The organism is Peptostreptococcus sp. MV1, from assembly GCF_000758885.1.
In the GTDB taxonomy this organism is placed as follows: domain Bacteria; phylum Bacillota; class Clostridia; order Peptostreptococcales; family Peptostreptococcaceae; genus Peptostreptococcus.
Genome location: NZ_JRNB01000081.1, coordinates 1 through 6,439, shown reverse-complemented (window position 1 = coordinate 6,439; position 6,439 = coordinate 1). Strand labels below are relative to the sequence as shown.

Below are 6,439 nucleotides of genomic sequence, written 5' to 3'. Positions count from 1 at the left end.
GGTGGACTTCTTTTTATACTTGCAGATTGATTTTATTCGTGGTTTAGAATATACTATTACTAATGAGTGTAACTGTAAAATTATTTACGGAGAGATTATGATGAAATATTTATCAATAAAGCAAACATCAGAAAAATGTGGTATTANAGTTAGAAGAATACAGNTCCTCTGCACAGAGGGACGTATATCTGGTGCCACAAAGATTGGATCATATTGGGNTATTCCTNCAGATGCTGAAAAACCAAANGATNAAAGGNTTAAGAGTGGTAAATNTATAAAGAAAGGTGATATTAATAGATAGAAGTGCTTTCATTAAGATTCTGAAAGAAGTATTGAAATATGATAGAAAATTCTAGAAGAGTTAGTAAAGTATGTATATGAGGAATCTGANGATTATGCGTTANANCATGTTGAAATACGNCNACAGNTAGTTGATAAACCAGATGAAGTAACAGAGNATAATGTAGTTTNTGATGCAATTCAAGAGAAAGTTATTCAGGGTATTAGAGATGCTAAATTTATAATTTGGGCAGCTGTTGCATGGTTTTCTAATGAAGCTATCTATCAAGAGTTATTAGTAAAAAAGAAGCAAGGATTAAATGTAAGAATAATAGTTTCGCAGGAAGACTCAAATGAAAATATGATTTCAAAACTTAAAGAAAATAAGTTCGATGTTGTGGTCATTCCGAGATTTGGAAGTAGAGGATATAACCGTATGCATAATAAGTTTTGTATCATAGATATGGACTATGTAATGCATGGCTCATATAATTGGACACCAACAGCTAATAATAATGAAGAAACCTTAGCTACTGCGCTTGATCATGAACTTGTAACAAAGTTTGCTAAAGAGTTTATGGAATTATATAATGGGATTTATTTTTAAACAAAGACAAATTGAAATTTATCTAGGAGGAGAAGCTGCATGAAAGAATATATTGCGAGTTTAGAAAAAGAATTTTCTTTGATAGAAAATGGCTTCAAAGAGGAAGAAAAAAGAGCCTTTGCCGATTACAAATCTAATGATAATGAGCATAGTAAAAGAATGGCATTTTTAGCTTATAAATCCAATGTATATCAAGTTAGAATGTACGGTGTATTTCTTTTTGGATACTTATCAGAACAAGATGATATTTTAGCATTTATGCGAGATGAAGTTTCCAAAGATGATAATTGGAGAGTTCAGGAAGTATTGGCGAAGGCATTTGATGAATTTTGCAAGAAAATAGGATATGAAAAAGTACTTCCAATAATTGATGAATGGTTAAAAAACAATAATCCTAATACAAGGAGAGCAGTTACAGAGGGACTTAGAATATGGACAAGTAGACCATATTTCAAAGATAATCCGAATGAAGCTATCAGACGAATTGCTGCATTAAAAGATGATTCCAGTGAATATGTTAGAAAATCAGTTGGCAATTCTTTGAGGGATATTAGCAAAAAATTTCCAGAGTTAATTAAAGAAGAGCTTGATGGTTGGGATATTAATAGTAAAGATATAAAACAAGTTTACAAGTTGGCAAGTAAATTGATTGTATGACAAATAAGAATTCATAGGAGGTAACGATGAACAAGATTACTTGTATTTGTTTAGGTGTGAAAGATATGGAAAGGTCAATAAAGTTTTATAGAGATGGTTTAGGATATAAGACTGATTGCAGAGAAAATAATCCGTCAGTATGCTTTTTTGATACTCCGGGAACAAAGTTTGAACTATTTCCTTTGGAACAATTAGCAAAAGATATTGATGAAAATAATCCACCAAAAGGGAATGGATTTTCAGGAATTACATTAGCCTACAATGTTGAACATAAAGAAGATGTAGAGACTGTAATTGCATTAGTAAGAAAAGCAGGTGGAAAAATTGTAAAAGAGCCACAGGAAGTTTTTTGGGGTGGATATCACGCATATTTTTCGGATTTAGATGGATACTATTGGGAAGTTTCATGGGGTCCAAATTTTAAGTTTGACGAAAACGGACTATTGAAATTTTAGTAATTAAGGGAGATAGAAAAAATGGCTTCAAGTAAAGAATATTTAAACTTCATTTTAGAACAACTATCCGATTTGGAAGAAATAACATATAGATCAATGATGGGCGAATATATTGTTTATTATCGCGGAAAAATTGTGGGTGGAATTTATGATGATAGGTTTTTGGTGAAGCCTGTTAAATCTGCAATAGCATATATGCCAAATGCAAAGTACGAGGTACCATATGATGGAGCAAAGGAAATGCTATTGGTAGATAATGTTGACAACAAAGATTTTTTAACCGGCTTATTCAATTCAATGTATGATGAATTACCTGCACCCAAACCAAAGAAAAAGAAATAATCGAATTTGAATTTGAGGGGGTGTTTTTGTGTCAACAATTAAAATTGAAAACCTCACTTTTTCATATTATGGCTATGTAAAACCTATATTTGAAAATATCTCATTTTCATTTGATACCAACTGGAAAACAGGGCTAATAGGAAGAAACGGAATTGGTAAATCAACTCTATTTAAGTTACTTTTAAATCAAGAAACTTATCAAGGTAAAATTTGCAAAAGTGTTGACTTTATTAAATTCCCGCCCAATTTAAGTGATACTTCAAAATTAGGAATTGAGTTATATAAAGAACTAATATCAGATGAGGAAGAATGGAAATTATTTAGAGAACTTAATTTGCTAAATGTAGATGAGAACCTTGTTTACAGAGAGTTTGAAACGCTTTCTAAAGGAGAACAAACAAAAATCCTTTTAGCTATTTTGTTTACAAGAGAAGATGGCTTTTTACTTATTGATGAACCAACAAACCATTTAGATATGGACGGAAGAAAAATTGTAAGTGAATATCTGAAAAGTAAAAAAGGATTTTTGCTTATATCTCATGATAGAGATTTTTTAGATGGTTGTATCAATCATGTTATTTCTATTAACAGGAATTCTATTGATGTCCAATCGGGAAATTTTACATCATGGTATGAAAACAAAGTGATGAAAGACCAATTTGAAATTAGTCAAAATGAGAGATTAAGAAAAGATATTAAACGATTAAAAAAGGCTGCAAGACAAAGTCAAATTTGGTCTGATAAAATTGAAAATACTAAAAATGGTGTGAAAGTATCAGGTGTAAAACCAGACAAAGGACATATAGGTCATCAATCAGCCAAGATGATGAAAAAATCTAAGAATTTGGAGAATAGACAAAACAAGGCAATAGAAGAAAAACAGAGTTTACTAAAAGATATTGAAATAAAGGAAAGTTTATTATTGCATCCATTACATCACCACAAAAATCCTCTAATATCAGTTAGCGATTTATCATCATATTATGGAGAAAGGCAGATATTAAGTAATGTAAGTTTTGAGATAAAGCAAGGTGATATAATGGCTGTATATGGGGGTAATGGTAGCGGAAAATCAACCTTGATTAAAATTTTATTAGATCTAAATCATGAGTATTCAGGTGATGTAAAATTAGCAAATAATTTAAAAATATCATATATTCCTCAAGATACATCTAATTTAACAGGAAGCCTGAATGAGTATATTCATAAGCAAGGTGTTGATGAAACATTGTGCAAAACAATTCTTAGAAAATTAGATTTTGCAAGAGAATTATTTGAAATGGATATGAAGAAGTATAGCGATGGACAAAAAAAGAAAGTTTTAATTGCTGTAAGTTTATCAAAGCCAGCTCATATATTTGTTTGGGACGAACCACTGAATTATATAGATGTAATATCAAGAATACAGATTGAGGAAATTATAAAAGAAGCAAAACCTACACTCATATTTGTGGAACACGATAAGAGGTTTGTAAAGGATATAGCTAATAAAATAATACGATTATAAACTAAATAACAACTCCCGGTCTGTCTAGGTAATACCTTTTAACGATAACCTTAAGCTATCGTTAAAAAGTTCATGGATATGTTCCTACATACGAATGTAACTACTTGACATACTTGGTGTTCACTCAAGCCACTTGGAGAGCGTTGTGCGACTTGAGAGGATATAAGGAGGAAATAAATGAATGAATATATCATTGAACTGGAAAAAGAATTTTCTTTGATAGAAAATGGTTTCAGTATAGATGTACGAAGAAAGAATTGAACTACATTATTGAACAATATTTCAAGGGAAATAGAGTAGAAAAATTTTTGAGTAAAGGTAAGAAAAGTCAAGCCGAAGTTATAACCTTAGAGACTCCGTTACTTAACTGTGGCTTTTCTTTTAACCAAAAATTTAGAGATTATTTTTCAGCTGTAACAGGCGTTAGCCCGTTTAAATTTAATGCTGATATGGCAACGGCTTGGCGAAAAGTAAAAAGGGATAACGATATAAAATTTACGATCCAAGATATGATAAAAATATATTATGGAGAGTCAGATTACGCCAAGTATGACAATTCGGTTTGTCAATGGAATCAATTTCTAAAAGATTTTTGTACAGATGAATGCAGCAACAATTATTCTAATAAATTAAAAGTCGCATCTATACTTTGGAAAGAAGTTAGAGAATCAAAGAATGAAAAAGTTTATTCAAAATTACTTCTGAATGAACATAGAAACAAAATTAATGAGTATCATAAATGAACAACTCCCAGATTGTCAAATTGTTCTGGGAAGAAAAATATGAATTTTGTATAAGGGAGTGATAGGAAAAGTGCAACAAATGGAAATTAGATATATAACAAATTCAGATGATAGATTGGCTATCAGCAAAATTTACGAAGAAAGTTGGAAATATGCCTATAAAGGGATAATTCCACAAGAATATCTTAATTCAATTCCTGAGGGAAGATGGTCAAAAAATTTTGATATACCTGGATGGAAGACACTTGTTTGTATTGTCGATGGAAAATATATCGGCACAAGCAGTTTCTGCAAGTCTCGTTTTGAACAGTTTCCTGATTGTGGTGAAATTATTTCTATATATTTTCTTCCTGAATATATGGGAAAGGGCTACGGGAAAAAGCTTCTTGAAACTTCTATTTTAGAACTTAAAAAGCTAGGTTTTGATGAACTGTTCTTGTGGGTACTTGATGACAATATAACAGCTAAAAATTTCTACGAACATTTGGGGTTTCTCCAAACAGAGGAATATTTGGATGACACTATTGGTGGTAAAGAGTTTCGTGAAGTAAGATTTATTTATAAAAATGAGAGGTAGAACAAAAATGTGCGAAGAATGCTATTCATCAGACAATAGTGTAACTCTTTATTGAATCCGTTAGACTGCTTGGAAAATCATATGCAGTATATTTGCGGTACTTGCCGGCGATGTATCTGCATTGAACATGATTCCAAGCGAGGATTGCAAAGATGGAATTTTCCGTTCAAATCATTGGGAATAGCAAAATTGTATTTAAGAACTGCCGACTATACAACGAAAAAGTCTTGTGGGATCGATGAAATCAAAAGTAAAAATGGCAGAGTATAATACAAAATTTTTGCAGATTACGATGACTTTCGAGTTTATATGAGAAAAAATAAAGATAAAATCTGTGAATCAACGGAGTCTGTTTTTCGAGTATTAGAATATAAAGAATATCCCAATATGCAGGTAAGAAAATTAACGGCTAATGAAATACAAAAGTAAATATCGGAGATATAACTGGAATTTAGCGAGGAGATGAGGCTACTTGAAAGAATATATTGCGAGTTTAAAAAAGGAATTTTCTTTGATAGAAAATGGTTTCAAAGAGGAAGAGAAAAGAGCCTTAACCGATTATAAATTTTATGATAATGAATATGCTAAAAATTTGGCGTTTTTAGCATATAAATCTGATACCTATCAAGTAAGAATGTATGGTGTATTTCTTTTTGGATATTTATCAGAACAAGATGATATTTTAGCATTTATGCGAGATGAAGTTTCCAAAGACGATAATTGGAGAGTTCAGGAAGTCTTGGCAAAGGCATTTGATGAATTTTGTAAGAAAATAGGATATGAAAAAGCACTTCCAGTAATTGATGAATGGTTAAAAAATAATAATCCTAATACAAGGAGAGCAGTAACAGAGGGATTAAGAATATGGACGAGCAGACCATATTTCAAAGATAATCCAAATGAAGCTATCAGACGAATTGCTGCATTGAAAGAAGATACGAGTGAATATGTCAGAAAGTCGGTTGGAAATGCTTTGAGAGATATTAGTAAAAAATTTCCAGAGCTAATTAAAGAGGAACTTTATAATTGGAAGTTAGAAAGTAAAGAAATAAATCAAGTGTACAAGTTAGCGAGTAAGCTTGTAAGCTGACAACTTCCAGTTTGTCGAGGTAATACCTTTTAACGATAACCTTAAGCTATCGTTAAAAAGTTCATGGATATGTTCCTACATACGAACGTAGCTATTTGACATACTTAGTGTTCACTCGCTTCATGTTGAAAGTGTGGCACTCCTAATTAAGCAATAAAGCCATTTTCAATGATTTTAAGGGC

Annotated in this window: 7 protein-coding genes and 1 pseudogene; all 8 read left to right on the top strand. The window is 31.3% G+C overall.

Features of this window, described 5'->3' with window-relative positions; all coding sequences use genetic code 11:
• Window positions 1-349 precede the first annotated feature (349 nt).
• Entirely contained in the window at window positions 350-886 is a 537-nt protein-coding gene (locus HMPREF1639_RS09100; protein WP_330371701.1) for a phospholipase D-like domain-containing protein, read from the top strand.
• A 39-nt stretch (window positions 887-925) separates the two neighbouring features.
• Window positions 926-1,543, top strand: coding sequence for a DNA alkylation repair protein (locus HMPREF1639_RS05985; protein WP_036764419.1), 618 nt, complete (start codon window positions 926-928; stop codon window positions 1,541-1,543).
• Between the two features lie 26 nt (window positions 1,544-1,569).
• The gene (locus HMPREF1639_RS05980) at window positions 1,570-1,998 is read left to right on the top strand and encodes a VOC family protein (protein ID WP_036764417.1); all 429 of its coding nucleotides are present in this window, start codon (window positions 1,570-1,572) and stop codon (window positions 1,996-1,998) included.
• A gap of 21 nt (window positions 1,999-2,019) precedes the next feature.
• Window positions 2,020-2,340 (top strand): TfoX/Sxy family protein, encoded by a 321-nt coding sequence (locus tag HMPREF1639_RS05975; protein ID WP_036764416.1) that lies wholly within the window; start codon window positions 2,020-2,022, stop codon window positions 2,338-2,340.
• A gap of 28 nt (window positions 2,341-2,368) precedes the next feature.
• On the top strand, window positions 2,369-3,847 hold the full coding sequence (gene lsa(C), locus HMPREF1639_RS05970; RefSeq protein ID WP_036764415.1) for an ABC-F type ribosomal protection protein Lsa(C): 1,479 nt from the start codon (window positions 2,369-2,371) through the stop codon (window positions 3,845-3,847).
• A 233-nt stretch (window positions 3,848-4,080) separates the two neighbouring features.
• Window positions 4,081-4,590 (top strand): annotated as a pseudogene (locus HMPREF1639_RS05965) (hypothetical protein); the annotation flags it as partial.
• Between the two features lie 79 nt (window positions 4,591-4,669).
• Window positions 4,670-5,167, top strand: coding sequence for a GNAT family N-acetyltransferase (locus HMPREF1639_RS05960; protein ID WP_036764424.1), 498 nt, complete (start codon window positions 4,670-4,672; stop codon window positions 5,165-5,167).
• A 472-nt stretch (window positions 5,168-5,639) separates the two neighbouring features.
• Window positions 5,640-6,257 carry a DNA alkylation repair protein gene (locus HMPREF1639_RS05955; RefSeq protein ID WP_036764414.1) on the top strand — a complete coding sequence of 206 codons (618 nt, stop codon included), beginning with the start codon at window positions 5,640-5,642 and terminating at the stop codon, window positions 6,255-6,257.
• Window positions 6,258-6,439: the final 182 nt, after the last annotated feature.